The sequence below is a fragment of the Streptomyces aurantiogriseus genome (assembly GCF_014649375.1).
GTDB lineage: Bacteria > Actinomycetota > Actinomycetes > Streptomycetales > Streptomycetaceae > Streptomyces > Streptomyces aurantiogriseus.
Genome location: NZ_BMSX01000005.1, coordinates 173,836 through 188,912 on the forward strand (window position 1 = coordinate 173,836; position 15,077 = coordinate 188,912).

The window sequence follows — 15,077 nt, forward strand, 5'->3', positions numbered from 1 at the left end:
TGGCCTGGACGAAGCGTCAGGGAAGCTGTCTCGCAGCCCGACGGAGCGTTGTCAGTGGCTGAGGAGACACTGGTGCCATGGAGACTTCCTCGTCCACCGCAGCCGGTTCAGCCGAGCCTTCCTTCACCTGGGTCGAGTCGATGGGCGGCCCGCTGATCGCCATACCGGTCTCCGCACTGGACGGATGGCGTGGCTGCACGGAGTCGGGGATGGTCATCGGCGACGGGGACGTCCCGGACGATTACGACCGCGCCTGCGAGGTGGACGGTCTGGCAGGAGTGCTCGCTGTCGGCAGGGAGGGCGCGCGAGGGCTTGTCCTGGCGGACGAACCCGCCAGCACCTGCTATCTGCCAGAACACCAAGCCTTCGTCCGTTGGCTCGGAGCCAACTCGGAGACCGATCTGGTCACCGCAGCCAGGGCTGTCCTCACCGACCCCACTACCGAGTGGGAGGAGTGTGGTGTCTGGGAGACGGACGGCCCGGCAGTGCTCATGGACTCTGTCACCGCCGGGGCCGAGCTGGACGTCGAGTACCCGATCGGCGGAGGGCTGCCGGAGCAGGCCCACGTACCGATACCGCCCGGGCGCTGGACCGTCCGCGCCGTCCACACCTCAGCAAACGAGAACACCTCCGTGGGCCTGGTCCAACTTCTGCCCTGGTCGCCGAGCTGATGGGAAGTCCCCCTCTCTCGGACTGGTCTGCCTCTACTGGTGCAGCCCCAGAAGGTCCGTGAATGCTTGTCGGCTGTGCACGAGCAGCTCGCGTACCGAGGGGTTGTGGGCGCTCTTCCAGATCAGGGCGAGCAATGCTGGTGTTTCGACATCATCGATGGTGTGGGCGGTGAGCCGGTCGCGATAGCTCGCGGCCATCGAGTTGCTGAGGATGGCGACGCCGAGCCCGCGGGCGGCGAGGTCGGCAATGGCATCCGCGGCGCTGGCTTGCAGCGCGATCGAGGGCTGGAGGCTCTGTGCGGCGCAAGCCTGGTCGAATACCGTGCGTAGGCCGGTGCCCGGTGGCATGCACACGATCGGGTAGGCAATCAGGTCGCGTAGGGTGACCCGCCGCTGTTTCGCCAAGGGGTGCCCGGCCGGGACTGCCGCGATGAGCCGATCGCTGATGATTGTCAGCGCGTCCAGCCCGTCGGGGGTGGCTGTTGCGGCCCCGATGAGTGCCAAGTCGACGGCGCCGGTACGCACCCCGTCGGCGAGCCGGTCGGAGCTGTCCTCCAGCAGCGAGATCTCTACACCGGGGTGCGCCTTGTGAAATGCGGCGAGAGCGTCGAACAGCGGGGTGACGGTGCAGCCGATGACCATCCCAACGGTGAGCCGACCCCGGATCAGCTCGGTCACCTCGCCCACTGCCTGGCCGACTGCCCCAGCTGCGGCGAGTGCGGCGCGGGCGTGTTCGAGCGCGGCCTTCCCTGCGACGGTGAGGGTGACGGTGCGGGCCGACCGGTCGAACAGCTCGGCGCCGAGTTCCCGTTCGAGCCGGCGGATCTGGGCGCTGATGCCGGACTGGCTGATGTGCACCCGCTCGGCCGCACGGGTGAAGTTCTGCTCTTCGGCGACTGCGACGAGGTATTCCAGCTGTCTCAGCTCCATGACTACAGATTCTAGTTCGTAGAAAATCCATCTGTTGGACTTCTGGTCAGCGGGCGACCAGGCTGAGAAACACCGGAGCCTTACGTCAGGAGGAACCCATGCCGGAGTACGAGAAGGCCATGCGGCCCGAGGACATCACCCGCTTGTTCGTCGAGCGATCCAACGCCGGTGACGCGGCCGGGGTTGCCGCGCTGTACGAAGAGGACGCAGTGATGGCTTACCCGCCCGGCGAGCTGACGGTGGGGCGGGATGCGATCCGCGCGCTATGGGAGAAGGTGCTGGCCAACGCTCCCCGCTTCGAGCCGGAACCACCCCTGCCGACGCTGGTCAGCGGCGACATAGCTCTCACCTCGACCCCGCCGAAGGACGGTGCCGGCGCGCGGGCGCAGGTCGTCCGGCGCCAGCCCGACGGAAGCTGGCTTCGCGTGCTCGACCAGCCCGAGTTCGTCCCGCCCACTCGCTGACCCCCTCGCCTCCTGGAGTTCGCAAAGACGGAGGCTGTTGAGGGGAATTTTGAGGGGCCATCCTCTGACGTCAGAGGATGGCCCCTCAAACCGGGAGACCTCGGCGCCATAGACCTCCGCCAGGTGGGCCTGAACCTCACCGGTGGTCAGTCCCTTTGCGGCCAGCGAGATGACCATCTCGTCCACGCCGGTCAAGCGCTTCTGCCGCTTCTTGACGATCCTCGGCTCGAAGGAGCCGTCCCGGTCACGGGGCACGGCTATCTCCACCGGTCCCACGTCGGTGAGCACGGTCTTGGAGCGTTTGCCGTTGCGGGAGTTGCCGCCGTTCTTGCCCGCCGGATCGCGCTTGTCATAGCCGAGGTGATCGGCGATCTCGTCCTCCAGGGCGGACTCCAGCAGCCGTTTGGTCAGCTGCTGGAGCAGCCCGCCCCCGCCGGTCAGCTGCAGGCCCTCGCCTGGGCCCGGCTCACCAGCTCGTCGATCAGCTGGTCGTCCACGGCCTTCGCCGACACAGTCGCTGTCGACTCGACAGCCTCGTGCTCGGCCACGTTCTCACTGGTCATCGATGCATCTTCCATGATCGGGAGTTACACCGAACGATTTACAGTCCCGACAGACGCAGAGAGGTGGGAGAGTAATCAGCCCAGTAAGGTTTTCTCAGTGGCGCGATTCTTCCCATCCCGTTTGGCACTGCTCGTCGCGATGACAGCTCCGTCGCTGACTGGGAGCGACATGTCAACGAGCAGCGCCCCTGCCATCGGGCAGGACGTTGCGCGAGATGGTCTGTTTCAGGATGCCTTTTGGTCGGCGGGCTTCTCGATCTCGGTGGTCACCCGTGCCCCTCGGAAGAGCACCGGGAGCCACAGGAGACATGCCAGCAGGGGGACCGCGGCGTAGGTGGCCATGCCCACACTGGAGCCCAACCCGTCCATGAGCGCGCCGAGGACGAGATAGCCGATGCCGATGAGCGCCGACTCCACGAATGCGATCACCGACAGCAGGCTCGCCCGGTAGCGCGACGGCACTGCCTCGTTGAACACGTTGTCCACGATCACGGCGGTGATCTCGGGAATCCCGGCCAGGACCAGGAACGCGGCGATGGTGACCCAGACAAGGCCGAGGCCGCTCAGGCCGAGCGCCACGGCGAGCGTCAGGAGAGACACCGGGACGATGACCCGATACCCGATGCGCCGGTCCGCGCGGTCCGACAGCAATGGAGTGAGCCCGCCGGCGAAGAATCCCGCCGCTATGACCACGCTGACCAATGCGGTGCCCGCTCCCTGATCGGAGAGGGTCTTCTGCGTAAAAATGATGTACGGCGTCAAAGTCGCATGCATCAATCCGGACACCACGACAAGCGTCACGAGCGCCGGCGTGGCGACCCGAAGCATCGCCCGCCATGCTGTGGCGTCGCCGTGCTCCTCGGCTCCGTCCTGCTCGTCCACCGCGTCCGCGCCGCGGATCTCGGGCACCCCTGACATCAGCACCACCATGGCCAGGACGAGGCACGCCGCCGAACCGACGTAGACGACTCCCCAGGAAATATGCTGCAGTTGGCCGCCGAGGACGATGGCGGCTCCCGAGGTGACCGTCCCGAGCATGGTGAACCGGGACTTGATCTTGACGTAGCCGGCCGTTGCACCACGACGCACGAGCAGGTCGTACAGCAGGGCGGTGTCCGAACCGGACACACATGCCATGCCCACGCCCTGCCCGATGAACAGCGCCAGGAACACCCAGTAGTTGGAGAACGCCACCTGACCGAGCAGACATCCAGCTATCAGCATCTGGCCGATCACGATGCCGGCACGCCTGCCGATTCGGTCGGCGATGACTCCCGTCGGCAACTCCGCAAGTCCACTGACCAGGTAGAGCAGTGTCTGCAGTAGGGCCACTTGCCCGACGGAGAAGCCGCGCTGATAAAGGAAGAGGACGAATACGCCGCGCTGGAACAGCGTGTTGGCGAGCACGGCGTATACGTAGAACGGGCGCGTGACACTTCGTGCTGCATCGTCGACTGCAGCCGACCCGCCAAGGGCCTCCCTGGTGCCGGTCATGCTGCGGGCTCCCCCTGGTGACTCCGGTGATCATTAGTGTTGGGTCTCCGCCGCCGACCGGAACCTCCAGTCCATACTTCGCGCAGGATATTGGGGGCCGGCCATCCGGGAACCGTTGCCAGCGCCGCGGCCATCCTCGGTGGAGGTGTCACATGCTGGGAGCAGTAGCGTGCATCTTCTGGAAACGGTTGCGTACATCTTGGAGCCGGCGTGGGCGTGAAGTCAGGGAAATCCCAGACCTCGTCACTGAGAAATGATCTTCGCGAAGCTATGTGAACCGCTCGATTCGGGACAGGTGGGGCAGGTGGGCCCCGATCGTCGGGAGACGTGAAGCCCCTGGTAGGACGGTTCTCACCACAAGATCGTCCGCTGAACCAGAGGCTTCAGGTTGGTCACCTATGCTGCCACGCTCGATGTCCCGCGCCACATCGTGGTGCACCTCTCCCGGCTGCTTGCCGCGCATCGCCGTCGTCTGGGCACCCCGCGGGTCTCGCGCGCACTGGGCACGTTCCGGCAGGCGGTCCTCGTGCTGCGCTGGTTCCGTGAGCGGGGCTGCGTGCACTGCCTGGCCAGGGACGCTGGCATCTCCCAGGCCACCAGCTATCGCTACCTGCACGAGGGCCTCGACATCCTCCCCGCCCAAGCACCCGATCTGCACGAGGTGTTGGACCGCTGCCGCGAGGAGAAGATGAGTCACGTGATCCTCGACGGCATGCTCATCGAGAGCGACCGCCTGGCCGGCACTCGGGACAACGGCAACGACCTGTTGTTCAGCCAGAAACACAAGAGCTTCGGCGGCAACGTCCAGTTCCTGTCCGCCCCGGACGGCACCCCGCTGTGGGTCTCCGATGTCGAGCCGGGCTCCACCCCGGACCTCACCGCCGCCCGGCTGCACGTCCTGCCCGCGTTGTACAAGGCAGCCGCAGACGGCCTGCCCACCCTGGCCGACACGGGCGACCCCGCCAAGCTCGCCCGCGCCCTCCTGACGATCGCCGACCAGCAGCAACCGCCGCTGCGCTTCGTCGCCGGTGCCGACGCCATCGAGGGCGTGAAGGCCAAGGCCCAGGAACTGCTGGCGCAGGCCGAGGCGTCCCGCGAGCTTGGCGGCAACCTGGCCTACGTGGACTCGATCGCCTGAACACCACTTCGGGCCGAGCTGACCCTGTCCGTATCGGGTGGGATCCAACCCGGCCGGTGCAGGCAGTGCGGCCCGATGTCAGCCGTTTCAAGCTGGTCAGGTCAAGGGGGCCGGCCGCCTCCTGAACACCTGCGCGTTCGTGGCCGTCAGCGGTACCGGTTGGCCATGGGGGTGCCGGTGGCCAATCCGGTCCCGGTCTGGGGCTGGTCCATGTCGAGGAGCACCATCACGTCATATGCGGGGGTGCCTGGCTCGGCGCAGTAGAAAATCAGGCGGTGACTGCCGGTGCCGTCCAGGTCGAGGGCTTGAAATCCGAGCGTGAAGACGCCGAACTCCGGGTGGTGGAAGGTCTTTGTGCCTGTGGTGTGGCCCTGGACGTCGTAGTGCTCCCACAACTCGGCGAAGTCCGCGCTCTTGTCACGTAGTTCAGCAATGAGGCGGCCGAGCCCCGGGGTCTCGGGGGCGGTGCCGGCGAGTGAGCGCAGCCGGGCTACGCAGCCACGGATCTGATTCTCCCAGTCGTCCGGATACAGGGCGCGGGCCCCCGGATGCAGGGCGAGCCACCGTACGACGTCCTTCATACCGGGCAGCAGGCGCAGGCCGCCGGGGGTGGCTGCGAGCAGTTCGTAGGTGCGGCTGACGACGTGGACGGGGTGGGGCCGCATTGTCCGGAGCAGCAGTTCGACGCCCCGGTCCACGGCCGGACGCTGCCCGGCGCGATCCGGCTGCGCGCCCCCGTCGCCGCCACGGGCCGTCCTGGCGGCCAGGTCGCGCAGGTAGGCGCGCTCCGTCTCGCCCAGCCGCAGAGTGGAGGCGAGGGCCTCGACGACGGACGGGCTGGGCCGGGTCTCCTTGCCGCGTTCGAGCCGGGTGTAGTAGTCGATGCTCACCCCTGCGAGCGTGGCGAGCTCCTCGCGGCGAAGGCCTGGGGTCCGGCGCGGCCCCGGACCAACGGTCCTCGCCGCGATCGGCAACGACCTCGCCGACTTCACTGGCCCGGACGGACTCGCGGCCTTCGCCGGCCTGGCCCCAGCACCGCACGATTCCGGGAAGCGGAACGGCAACATGCACCGTCCCCGGCGCTATCACCGAGGTCTCCAGCGCATCTTCTACATGTCCGCCTTGATGAGCGTTCGTTACACCCCAACTCCCGGACGTTTTACGACCGCAAGCGCGCCGAGGGGAAACGCCATACCCAGGCCGTGATCGCCCTCGCCCGCCGCAGAGTCAATGTCCTGTGGGCTCTGATCCGGGACGGACGCCTCTACGAAGTCACCCCGCCCCAGCCCACCGGCTAGTTCCGATCGGACTTGCGCCAATCGATGTTTGGACGTCCAAGGGACACCTACTGTGCTGGCATGACGTCGATCAAACAGGTCTCGTTGGGCGTGAACGACGACAAGAGGGCGGGCAAGTTCTGGCGGCAGGCACTGGGATACGTGCAGCGGCCTCCACGCTACGAGGGTGATGACTGGATCGTTCTCGAACCGCCGCCGGGTGAGTGCGGGGTCGCTATCGCCATGGACACGAGTGAAAGTCCTGCGGAGGAGTTCCCCCGCATCCACCTCGATCTGGACGCCGGTGACCGGGATCTCGACGAGGAAGTGGACCGTCTGGTGGCCCTGGGGGCGCGGCGCGTCGACTGGCAGCACTATCCGGAAAGCCTGCCGCCCGGAGGGCGACCGTACGTGGTGCTGGCCGACCCGGAAGGCAACCGGTTCTGCGTCGAGGGCCACCGTCGCGGTTGACGACCCTCCCGCTCGCCCGACCCTCCACGAAGCGGGAGCGACACCGCTTGACTTCTCCATCGGGAAGCTACTTGAGTCCTGCACCATCTGGGCTGTGACTGAGCGGCTGATCTGGCCGCTGAGTGCAGTGCTTGAGTCGGTCGCTTGAGCGCCGCGATTGACCCGGCTGAACGCAAGGCCACGGTTTCTGCAGGGCGACTGACCCGAGCGGAGTCCGGTCCGTCGCTCAGTAGCCGGGCGGGATCCGGTCCTGCGGCCCGTCAGCCGCCTCTGCAGCGCCGTCGTCCATCTGCGCCCGCTCGGCCACGGCCGGGTCGTTCGAGTCCGAGACCAGCTCCGCGATGCGCAGGGTGCACTCCCACTCCGACAGCTTGCCTTTGATCACCACCAGGTATGACTCCTGGTCGGCGAAGCGGTACACGCGGCGCCGCTTCTCGACGATATTTTTGCTCGGCAAATAGGTGTGGAGGGCAGCGCGGAGTGCCTTCAGTGCCTGGTCCTTCGTTTCCTGCCCGCGGCAGATGAACTCGGTCCTGTACACGTCGCTGTAGTACTCCGCGATCACGACCCAGTTGCCCATGCCCTCACTCCCCCTCGGCGCCGTTGCCAGTCAGCCACAGCTCAGCCTCCGGAGCAAGAGTGATGCAGACCCAGGGATGGCCTCTGTGCGAGGGCGGCGGATGGGACGAGCGGCTGACCACCGCCGGACGGGACGGGACGGGCCAAGCTATTCGCAGCTGGCCGTGGTGGCCTGCTGATTCAGGCGTGTGCGCCGTGGGTGCTCGGGTCGCCAGGGTGGAGTGGTGGCGCGGCTACCGTGGGTTCACGGCGTAGGTCAGGTGCGTCACCCGCGACGACGGCTCCGAACGGACCGGCTCCAGCGCGACCCTGGACGCGTCCACGCCGTCGAACAGGCGGGTGCCGGCGCCGAAAAACACCGGTGACAGCGCGATCGAGAACTCGTCGACCAGGCCGGCGTTCAGGTGCTCCAGGATCGTCGCGCCGCCGCCGGCGATGCGGACGTCGCGGTCGCCGGCGGCCTCGCGGGCCTGGTCGAGGGCGTGCTCGATGCCGTCGTTGACGAAGTGGAACGTGGTGCCGCCGGGCCGCTCCCACGGGTCACGCTTGGTGTGCGTCACGACGAAGACAGGGGTGTGGAAGGGCGCCTCCTCCGGCCATGACTGCTCGCCGAGGTCGAACATGCGCTTGCCCATGACGCTCGCGCCGGTGCGCTCGAACGTCTCCCGCGCTACGTCGTTGTCGCGGCCCTCCTCGCCGCCCTCGCCCAGCTTCAGGTTCTCCCGGATGAACCGCAGCGGGAACAGCCACTGCTGCAGCTCCGCCCACTGCGCCATCCAGCGCTGGACGTCCGGGTCGTCCTGCTTGTCGGGTGCGAAGAGCTCGTCCTCAACGGGCACGGACTCGGGCGCGATGAAGCCGTCCAGCGACATCGACACGCTGAAGAACACCTTCCCGGCCATCAGCCCTCCGCCCTCTTCCGCGCGAGGTCGGTGACGTAGGCCGCCAGGCTGCTCAGGGTCTGCCGGCCGCCCTCGATCGCGTGGTACTTCTCGACCGCCTCGTCGCGCAGTTCCTTGGTGGGGAACACCGTGCGCATCACGATCCGGGTCGCCGCGCCGTCCGGCGCGAAGGTCAGGACCGACTCGAAGGCGTTCGGGTCGTCGCGGGACTCACCGTGCAGCAGCGCGATCCGCTCCGGCGGGACGATCCGCAGCCAGCGGATCCACTCGGAGTAGTCGGTCCCGTCCGGCCCGTGCAGCACGAAGTCCCACTCCCCGCCCTCGCGGAACTCGAAGGACCGCGTGGTGGTGGTGAACCCCTCCGGACCCCACCACCGCGACAGGTGCCGGACCTCGGTGAACGCCTCGAACACCAGCTCCCGCGGGGCGTCGATGACCCGGGAGATCACGATCTCCCGGTCGGCCGTCGCCGGCTCCGCCCGCAATTCTTGCCTTGCCCCTGCCATCGGTCATTCCTCCTGCCGTGTCTGCTTGAGGTCCTGCACGTAGGTGTCCAGCCGGTCGAAACTCTCGTTCCAGAACCGCTCGAATCCGCCGACCCACTCGTGGACCGGCTGCAGCCCGCGGGCGTCCAGGCCGTAGAGGCGCTGCTTGCCCGCCTCGCGGACCCGCACCAGCCCCACCTCCCGGAGCACCCGCAGGTGCTTGGACGCCCGCGGCTGGCTCATCCCCAGCTCCTGGGCCAGGTCGGTCACCGGCCGCTCACCCGCCCGCAGCAGCGCCAGGATGTCCCGACGCTGCGGCTCGGCGATCGCGTTGAACGCGTCCGACGTCGTCGCTGCTCGTGCCATGGCAGCCATCATATTCCTATATCGGAATACATCAAGCCGGTGGGGAATCGGGCGAGTCTTGTCGGATGACGACTGCTGTGTCGTCACCTGAAGGTGTGGGGCTGCGGCATCCCAGCCGGCCGGCGGGCTCGGGCGTGCTGGCCTGAACGTCGTGAGCGAGCGCAAGCCCTACAAGACCGACCTGTCCGACGAGCTGTGGGCGCTGACCGAGCCGGTGATCGCGGCGTGGAAGGCCGTGCACCCCCTCGGTGAGCGGCCACCAGGGCCGGTACGAGATGCGGGAGATCGTCAACGCCCCGCTCCTCCACCAGGGCCGCACCGGCTGCCAGGGGGACCTGCTGCCGCACGACCCGCCCCCGCGTGGTGCGGTGATGTACTACTTCAGCAGGTGGCGCGACGACGGCATCGACCGGACCGTCCATGACCTGCTGCGTTAGCAGGTGCGTGAGAAGGCGCGGCGGAAGGCGGACTTGAGCCTGGTGGTGCTCGACACCCGGAGCGTGCACGTGGCGGCCGGGGTGCCGGCGGAGTCGACGGGGTGTGATGCGGCAAAAAAGTACCGGGCCGCAAGCGCGGCCTGGCCGTTGACGTGTTGGGCCTGGTGATCGCGGTGGTGGTGCTCGCCGCGTCCGTGCGCGACAACGCCGCCGGCATCGAACTGCTGGACAAGGTCGCCGGACGACGGAAGTGCCGGCCGCTGGGCTGGGCCGCCCAGGAACCCCCAGGGGCCGCCAAGGCCAAGCGCAAGCGTCACGACGTGAGCCTTGGCGGCCCCTGGAGAACGCCGGTACGGCGAAGCTGCCCGACCGAGGAGGGACCATCCCGCTCTGGCTCGGTTGGTCAGCTCCACCGTGGCGAGGTACCACCAGAAGATCCAGTACAGGAACGCTTCGTCGTAGTCGCCACGCTGGTCGGCCCTGCGGTGGCGCAGGTCGTAGCGGTCGGCGATCTCGAACAGCGCCCCTTCATCGGACTCGCCGACCTGTTCCTTGATCAGGGCGCGGCGTTCTTCGAGGATGCCCGCGAGGGTGGCGATCGCCGATCGCTTGCTCTCGGCTGACGTGAGGGTTACCCGTCGGCGGACCCCGCCCGTGCCGACCCGGGCGCCGCGGGTTTTCTGCATGGACGAGTTCGCGTTCCGCAAGGGGCGGACCTACGGCACTGTCCTCGCCGACGTGGAGACCTCCAAGCCCGCAGACGTCCTACCCGACCGTGAGACCGGCTCGGTTGCCGCCTGGCTGACGAGCACCCCGGTGCCGAGATCGTGTGCCGTGATCGCCTGACGGCTTTCACCGAGGCCATCAGCAGGCGGCGCCTGACGTCCAGCAAGTGGCTGATCGCCGGCATCTCCTCCAGAACCTCTCGTCGGCTGTGGAAAAGACGTGCCGTCGGCACCACGCATGTCTGCGCAACGGGAGCGTGCTCTCGAGCCCGGGCCGGACGGCCCTGAAGGCGATGCTTGATCAAGTGGAGCCCACGGGGTTTCCCACATGTGGCGGGGATCACGTTGGGGGGAAAACCTGCGGCCCGGCTCGGGCGTCTAGCGGGTGTGAGATCAGTCAGAGCAGCGCTGCACGAGTTGGACGAGGAGCGTCTCGTCCGGCTGGTGGCAAAAGGCGACCGTGCCGCGTTCGAGGAGTTGTACCGGCGTACGTCGCCGTGGATGGCGGTGCGGCTGCGCCGCCGGTGTGGGGACGAGCAGATCGTCGCGGAGGTCATGCAGGAGACCTATCTGGCGGTGTGGCGCGCGGCGGGTGCGTTCGCCGGGGCCGCGGTCGGAGGGACGGCGCTTGGTTGGCTGTGGACGATTGCGGCGCGCCGCCTGGTCGACGCGTTCCGGCGCAGGGCTCACCACGCGGAGCCGCCGCCGGCCGCCGCTCTGCCCGACGCGGCGCCCGCCGCCGAGGAGGAGGCGCTCGCGGCGACCGTCGGCGGTGATGTCGGAGACGCGCTGCGGTGCCTCGCGCCGGAGCTGAGACAGGTACTGCAGGCCATGGTGCTCGACGGGCTGTCCGTCCGGGAGACCGCGGTCCTGCTCGGGCTGCCCGAGGGCACGGTCAAGACCCGTGCCCGCCGGGCCCGGATCGCGATGCGGAGGGCGCTGGCATGAGTGTGGAACATGCGTCGATGCGGATCATCGAGGGTTACGCGCGCGGCGGCACGGACCTCGCCGCCGACGAGGTGTGGGCCCTGGAGGCCCATCTGGAGGCGTGCCGGGTGTGCCGTGACCGGCTGTCCGCCGCCGTCGATGCCGAGGCGCCGGCCGTGGCGTCGCTGGTCGACACCGTGTGGTCCGGCCTCGAACCCCACCTGGCCGCCACCGCCACGATGCCGCGCCGACGGCGCTGGTGGGCGCGGCTGTCGAGGTGGATGACGCCCACGATGGTGCCGTGGCTGGCCATGGTCGTGAGCGTGACCCTGCTGGCGCTGCTGCTCGACCTGGTCGACACCGGTACCGGCGAGGTGTCGCTGGTGCTGCTGTTCGCGCCGGTCCTGCCCGTGCTCGGCGTCGCGGCGTCCTGGTCGCGCGGTCTGGACCCGGCGTACGAACTGACGGCCTCGGTGCCCAGGGCCGGGCTCTATCTGGTGCTGCGGCGCACCGCGTCCGTGCTCGGCGTGGTCGTCCCCGCGCTGCTGGTGGGCGGATGGGTGACGGGGGTGATGGTGGCCCAGTGGCTGCTGCCCTGTCTGGCCTTCACGGCGACGACCCTGGCGCTCGGCGGTGTCGTCGGCGTGACCCGCGCCGCCGTCGTGCTGGCCGCGGTGTGGGTCGCCGTGGTCGTGGCGCCGACCCTGGCCACCAGCCGTACGGCCTTCGCCCTGCAGACGGGCGGGCTGCCTGTGTGGGGGCTGATCCTCGCACTCGGCATCGGTGTCGTGATCGCCCGTCCAGGCGCGTACTCCGTGCTGGGAGCCCATCGATGACCATCGGAAAGGACCATCACATGACGTCCGCGGTGAGTGCGGCCGACATCGCACCGACGGCCTACGCCTGGGAGATCCGGGCCGCCGGGCTGAAGGTCAGGGTCGGCAGGAAACGGATGGCCGTCGACGGCCTTGACCTGTCGCTGGGCACCGGCGTCCACGGACTTCTGGGACCAAACGGGGCGGGCAAGACCACCCTCATTCGGACGCTGGCCACCGTACTGCGCCCCACCGAGGGCACCCTGGAGCTGCTCGGCGAGTCCGTGGGCGGCATGGGCGAGCATCGTGCGGTGCGCCGCCGGATCGGCTACCTGCCGCAGGAGTTCGGCTACTACAAGCGCTTCACGGTGCGCGAGTTCGTCGAGTACATGGCGTGGCTGAAGGAGGTGCCCAAGGCGGAGATCCCCGCGGCGGTGCAACGTGCCGTGGAGCGGGTGGGTCTGGCGGACCGCGCCGACGAGAGGATGAAGGCCCTGTCGGGCGGCATGGTGCGCAGGGTCGGCATCGCCCAGGCCATCGTCAACGACCCGACGATCCTGCTGCTGGACGAGCCGACGGTCGGCCTGGATCCGGCGCAGCGGCTGCGCTTCCGCGAGCTGCTGCAGGAGCTGGGCACGGACACCTGCGTGCTCGTGTCGACCCATCTGGTGGAGGACGTCGCCGCCGCCTGTACCGACGTGGTGCTCTTCGCCGAGGGGCGACTGGTCTTCCAGGGCACCCCGGACGAGCTGGCCGCGGCGGGCGGCCCCGAGCACGTGGGCGACAGCCCGCTGGAGCGCGGCTACTCGGCGCTGCTGCAGGGCCCCGGCCAGGGACGGGGCGCCTGGTGAACACGCGTGTCCTGCGCATCGAGCTGAAGCGCTCCGTCGCCCCGGGGGCCGGCGCCGTGGTCCTGACGACGGCGCTGGCGTTCCTGTACCTGCTGAACGCCGGGTGGTGGACGGGCACCACGGCGTGGACGGCCCAGTGGACATCCCTGGCGCTGTGGACCCGCTCCCTGCTGTTCTACCTATGGCCGCTGGCCGTGGGGCTCGGGGCGCTTCAGGGTCTGCGCGACCACCGCTCGAAGATGTCCGAGCTGCTGACGAGTACGCCGCGGCCCGCCCGGCACCGCGCGGCCACGCTGGCGGGCGCGACGGCGATCACGCTGGCCTCGGCCTTCGCGCTGCTCATCCTCGTGGGCGCGGTCCAGGTGCTCGCCCACACCGAGTACACGCACCTCGGATGGCTGCCGATCTCGCTGGTGGGGGCACTCTCTCTCGTCGCGGGGGCCGTGCTGGGCATGGGGGCCGGGCGGGCCCTGCCGACCGTGCTCACCCCGCCCTTGCTGGCCATGGGCGCCTTCGTGTTCACGGCGCTCATGCACATGTCGTTGGGCCGGACGGAGACGACCACGGCGGCGGGGGTCCCGAGCACGGAGCCGAACCGGATCTCGCTGCTGTCACCGGCGGTGCAGGAGGTGCGCGATGTGCTTGTCACGCTCTCCGCGTCCGTGCACGTCGGGCAGACGATCTGGCTGCTCGGCCTGGCCGCGACCGGCTTCGTGCTGCTGGTCGCCGCGACCCCGCGCGCCCGGCTGATCGCCCTGACGCCCGCCCTGGCGGGCGCGGTGATCGCCCTGCTCGTCCTCCCCACCGACCCGCGCCGGATGTATGTCGTCGACGAGGCCGCCGCGGAGCTGGTGTGCGACGGCCCAGTGTGCGTGACGAAGACGCACCAGGCACAACTCATCGACCTCGCGGGTCCCGGCAAAAAGGCGCTGCGCCTGCTGCACGACGCCTTGGGCGGCCAGGCACCGGTCTCCGTCCGGGAGAACACCTCCTTGCTGCCGGACGGCTCCATACCGCAGTGGTCCCGCAAGACCGTGCTCTTCGACGTCGACGACGACATCATCGCCGCCGCGCAGGGCGAGGAGCTGACCTGGGCCCTGATCGCCAAAGGCATGGTGCCAGGGTGTTCCCCGGTCGGCTGGAGCGGCATGGGGGAAGATGACATCGCGCAGACCGTCGCCGTGGGCTGGGTCCTCGGGGACCTCAGGTCGCTGCCCGGCACAGGCTCAGCAAGCTGGCGCCGCGAGGTCGACGCCGAGGCCCGCCCGGTGTGGAAGGAACTCAAGGCGCTGCCGCGCGCCGAGCAGCTCTCACGGATCAACGCGATGCGCGCCGCCGCACTCTCCTGCAAGGGCGACGCGTTCGACGCGCTGAACGGCGGTGCGTCCCGGTGAGATGGCTGACGCTGTACGCGCGCTCGCGTCAGGTACCCGCGTCGCTCGCCGCGGTGGTGATCAGCGCGGTGGCGGTGTGGGCACTCGCCCGGGACGGGGGCGAGGGGCCCGGTGATCCGCGGCTGCCCGTGCTCGTCCTCGCTACGGGGGCGATGGCGGCCTCGATCGGGCTCGGCGGGCAGGACCTCGCGCTGGACCGGACGGCCGCGATCCGCTGGGTGCCCCGCAGAGCGGCACACGTGCTGCTCGCCGGCGCGGTCGTCGGCACGGCGCTGCTGACAGTGCGGACGATGGGCGGGGACATGGCCACCACCGCGTTCGTCGTCCGGGACAGCGCGGGCCTGATGGGACTGGTCGCCCTGGGCGCGGCGCTCTCGGGCGGCCAGTACGCATGGACGCTGCCGTTCTCCTGGCTCTCGTTCTCGTTCTTCGCCCCGCCCCCGACGAGTGCGCCGATGCAGGTGGCGACCTGGATGCTGCTGCCACCCGGCACGGCAGCGGGCACCTGGACGGCCCTGGTCCTCACGGTCGCCGGCACCGCGGCCTACGCCGTCGCGGGACCGAGACGGTAACCGGACCGGGACACGG

General features: G+C 69.1%; 17 protein-coding genes and 4 pseudogenes. 12 read left to right on the plus strand and 9 right to left on the minus strand.

Translation table 11 applies throughout. The features are described 5' to 3' along the window. Window positions 1-77: 77 nt before the first annotated feature. Entirely contained in the window at window positions 78-671 is a 594-nt protein-coding gene (locus tag IE263_RS13170; protein ID WP_189935674.1) for an immunity 21 family protein, read from the plus strand. A gap of 33 nt (window positions 672-704) precedes the next feature. On the opposite strand, the gene IE263_RS13175 is transcribed toward IE263_RS13170, so the two are convergent. After that, complete coding sequence (locus IE263_RS13175) at window positions 705-1,601, minus strand: LysR family transcriptional regulator (protein ID WP_189935676.1); 897 nt, start codon at window positions 1,599-1,601, stop codon at window positions 705-707. A gap of 98 nt (window positions 1,602-1,699) precedes the next feature. Here IE263_RS13175 and IE263_RS13180 point away from each other — a divergent pair, with 98 nt between their 5' ends. Then, on the plus strand, window positions 1,700-2,065 hold the full coding sequence (locus IE263_RS13180) for a YybH family protein (RefSeq protein ID WP_189935678.1): 366 nt from the start codon (window positions 1,700-1,702) through the stop codon (window positions 2,063-2,065). A 90-nt stretch (window positions 2,066-2,155) separates the two neighbouring features. On the opposite strand, the pseudogene IE263_RS13185 reads toward IE263_RS13180, so the two are convergent. Beyond that, a pseudogene (locus IE263_RS13185) lies at window positions 2,156-2,628 on the minus strand (transposase); the annotation flags it as partial. 225 nt (window positions 2,629-2,853) lie between these two features. Continuing rightward, a complete protein-coding gene (locus IE263_RS13190; protein ID WP_189935684.1) occupies window positions 2,854-4,122 on the minus strand; it encodes an MFS transporter in 1,269 nt (422 codons plus the stop codon). Between the two features lie 388 nt (window positions 4,123-4,510). On the opposite strand from IE263_RS13190, the gene IE263_RS13195 reads away from it, so the two are divergent. Continuing rightward, entirely contained in the window at window positions 4,511-5,260 is a 750-nt protein-coding gene (locus IE263_RS13195; RefSeq protein WP_189935686.1) for a transposase family protein, read from the plus strand. Window positions 5,261-5,406: 146 nt separating this feature from the next. On the opposite strand, the gene IE263_RS13200 is transcribed toward IE263_RS13195, so the two are convergent. Beyond that, complete coding sequence (locus IE263_RS13200; protein ID WP_229910956.1) at window positions 5,407-6,150, minus strand: helix-turn-helix transcriptional regulator; 744 nt, start codon at window positions 6,148-6,150, stop codon at window positions 5,407-5,409. Window positions 6,151-6,217: 67 nt separating this feature from the next. Between IE263_RS13200 and IE263_RS48445 the strand changes: the two are divergent. Continuing rightward, window positions 6,218-6,558 (plus strand): annotated as a pseudogene (locus IE263_RS48445) (transposase); the annotation flags it as partial. Window positions 6,559-6,618: 60 nt separating this feature from the next. Beyond that, entirely contained in the window at window positions 6,619-7,008 is a 390-nt protein-coding gene (locus IE263_RS13205) for a VOC family protein (protein WP_189935690.1), read from the plus strand. Between the two features lie 226 nt (window positions 7,009-7,234). Here IE263_RS13205 and IE263_RS13210 read toward each other — a convergent pair whose 3' ends face one another. The 4 genes from IE263_RS13210 to IE263_RS13225 all read right to left on the minus strand — a co-directional run bounded on the left by IE263_RS13210 (window position 7,235) and on the right by IE263_RS13225 (window position 9,340). Continuing rightward, entirely contained in the window at window positions 7,235-7,588 is a 354-nt protein-coding gene (locus tag IE263_RS13210) for a hypothetical protein (RefSeq protein ID WP_189935692.1), read from the minus strand. A gap of 232 nt (window positions 7,589-7,820) precedes the next feature. Further along, the gene (locus IE263_RS13215) at window positions 7,821-8,489 is read right to left on the minus strand and encodes a dihydrofolate reductase family protein (protein ID WP_189935694.1); all 669 of its coding nucleotides are present in this window, start codon (window positions 8,487-8,489) and stop codon (window positions 7,821-7,823) included. Continuing rightward, a complete protein-coding gene (locus tag IE263_RS13220) occupies window positions 8,489-8,995 on the minus strand; it encodes an SRPBCC family protein (protein ID WP_189935696.1) in 507 nt (168 codons plus the stop codon). The genes IE263_RS13215 and IE263_RS13220 overlap by 1 nt, the downstream gene beginning before the upstream one ends. 3 nt (window positions 8,996-8,998) lie before the next feature. Beyond that, window positions 8,999-9,340 (minus strand): ArsR/SmtB family transcription factor, encoded by a 342-nt coding sequence (locus IE263_RS13225; protein WP_189935697.1) that lies wholly within the window; start codon window positions 9,338-9,340, stop codon window positions 8,999-9,001. Between the two features lie 151 nt (window positions 9,341-9,491). Here IE263_RS13225 and IE263_RS13230 point away from each other — a divergent pair. Beyond that, a pseudogene (locus IE263_RS13230) lies at window positions 9,492-10,016 on the plus strand (transposase); the annotation flags it as partial. A 156-nt stretch (window positions 10,017-10,172) separates the two neighbouring features. Here IE263_RS13230 and IE263_RS49720 read toward each other — a convergent pair. Then, window positions 10,173-10,403: pseudogene (locus IE263_RS49720) on the minus strand (hypothetical protein); the annotation flags it as partial. A 58-nt stretch (window positions 10,404-10,461) separates the two neighbouring features. On the opposite strand from IE263_RS49720, the gene IE263_RS13240 reads away from it, so the two are divergent. From IE263_RS13240 to IE263_RS13265, 6 genes are all read left to right on the plus strand, one after another. Next, window positions 10,462-10,623, plus strand: a complete 162-nt coding sequence (locus IE263_RS13240; protein ID WP_189935699.1) for a transposase — start codon at window positions 10,462-10,464, stop codon at window positions 10,621-10,623. Between the two features lie 266 nt (window positions 10,624-10,889). Beyond that, the gene (locus IE263_RS13245) at window positions 10,890-11,450 is read left to right on the plus strand and encodes an RNA polymerase sigma factor (protein ID WP_189935701.1); all 561 of its coding nucleotides are present in this window, start codon (window positions 10,890-10,892) and stop codon (window positions 11,448-11,450) included. Further along, window positions 11,447-12,265 (plus strand): zf-HC2 domain-containing protein, encoded by an 819-nt coding sequence (locus tag IE263_RS13250; protein ID WP_189935703.1) that lies wholly within the window; start codon window positions 11,447-11,449, stop codon window positions 12,263-12,265. Before IE263_RS13245 ends, IE263_RS13250 begins: the two co-directional genes overlap by 4 nt. Beyond that, the gene (locus IE263_RS13255; RefSeq protein WP_189935705.1) at window positions 12,262-13,095 is read left to right on the plus strand and encodes an ABC transporter ATP-binding protein; all 834 of its coding nucleotides are present in this window, start codon (window positions 12,262-12,264) and stop codon (window positions 13,093-13,095) included. Before IE263_RS13250 ends, IE263_RS13255 begins: the two co-directional genes overlap by 4 nt. Further along, window positions 13,092-14,489: a hypothetical protein gene (locus IE263_RS13260; protein ID WP_189935707.1), complete on the plus strand. Its 1,398-nt coding sequence runs from the start codon at window positions 13,092-13,094 to the stop codon at window positions 14,487-14,489. The genes IE263_RS13255 and IE263_RS13260 overlap by 4 nt, the downstream gene beginning before the upstream one ends. Then, window positions 14,486-15,061 (plus strand): hypothetical protein, encoded by a 576-nt coding sequence (locus tag IE263_RS13265; RefSeq protein ID WP_189935709.1) that lies wholly within the window; start codon window positions 14,486-14,488, stop codon window positions 15,059-15,061. Before IE263_RS13260 ends, IE263_RS13265 begins: the two co-directional genes overlap by 4 nt. Window positions 15,062-15,077 lie beyond the last annotated feature (16 nt).